Annotated in this window: 1 protein-coding gene; it reads right to left on the bottom strand. The window is 61.9% G+C overall.

Annotated elements, in window-relative coordinates; genetic code table 11:
* Positions 1-34 precede the first annotated feature (34 nt).
* Positions 35-1,225: an integrase core domain-containing protein gene (locus NKJ13_RS31485; protein WP_352779569.1), complete on the bottom strand. Its 1,191-nt coding sequence runs from the start codon at positions 1,223-1,225 to the stop codon at positions 35-37.
* Positions 1,226-1,269: the final 44 nt, after the last annotated feature.

The following is a 1,269-nucleotide window of genomic DNA, read 5'->3' as shown; positions in this document are numbered from 1 at the left end:
GGTACGACCCGGAGACATGGGTAACAGAATGTACCTAAGACATGGGTGACAACCTCGTGCCGAACGGGTTGTCGATGGTCTGCAAGGTTCTCTGTTCCAGGTCGATATATCCCAGATCATAGTGCATGAAGCTTACGAGCCAAATGCCGTCGTCGACCTCCTTTATTCCGAGCCTCTGACCGGCGAGCACGGTCGAGACGTTGATCTTCTTCCTCATCATGCAGATGCGGCCGCAGGCGGTGACCAGGATGTCCTTGTCATGGAGGGGATAGGTCAGCTCCGGCAGGCCGGAATACGGCCGTGAAGAGGGCGTGTAGAGTTCCGTCGGTAGCTTCATGGCCAACGCCTCATGCGGCCTTTCCTCGTTGAATTCGCTGATGAAAGCGTCAAATCTGGCCTGCTGTTGCAGGGCATTCATGCCCGGGGGCCGCGTGGTCTCCTGCTTCAAGGTGCGGTGCATGCGCTCGTGGCGGCCGTTCTGTTGCGGGTTGCCGGGCTTGATGCGCTCGATGGCAATGCCGAGCCTCAACCACCAGACCGACAGCTTCGACAGATTGTAGAGGCCGTTGGGGCTGGCGAAGGGGACCCCGTTGTCGCTTCGAATGGCGAGCGGCAGGCCGCGTTCCCTGAACAGCCGGACGAAGGCCTCGATGACCGGCGCTTCCCGTGTCGCTTCAAGCGCTTCGGCGAGAAGCAGGTAGCGCGAGGCCTGGTCGGTCACCGTCAGGGGGTAACAGTAGCGACCGTTGCCGAGCTTGAACTCGCCCTTGAAGTCAGCGCACCACAGATCGTTGGGGACGGCGGCCTGCGACAGCGGCGTGCCCATGGCCTTGTTCGCCCGGTTCCTCTTGCGGGCCTGGCTCACAAGGCCGTGGCGGTCGAGCACGGCATGCACCGTGCTCTTGGCCGGGATGCGCACATCGCCGGCGAGCTTCCTGATCAGCAGCTCCCTGATCTTCCTGGCGCCCCAGTGCGGCTTGTCGCGCTTGCTCCCGACGATCAGCCGCTCGATCTGCTCGGGCAGTTGGTTGGCATAGCGTACCGGCCGCCGCGAGCGGTCGCAAAGCGCCTCCAACCCCTCTTGCCTGTAGCGGTTGAATATCTTGTAGCCGGTCTTGCGCGAGATCCCGAACTCCCGGCACACCGCGCTCATGCCTTCTCCGTCGAGCAGGCGAGCCACAAAGCGAAGACGTTCCTCCATCACCGAACACTCTCTCCACGGCATCAACACCTCCCGGCAAAAACCGAAAAGTGTTACCTATGTGTCCG

The sequence above is a fragment of the Mesorhizobium sp. M0174 genome (assembly GCF_040322275.1).
Taxonomy (GTDB): Bacteria; Pseudomonadota; Alphaproteobacteria; order Rhizobiales; family Rhizobiaceae; genus Mesorhizobium.
This window is presented reverse-complemented; position numbering and strand designations above follow the sequence as displayed.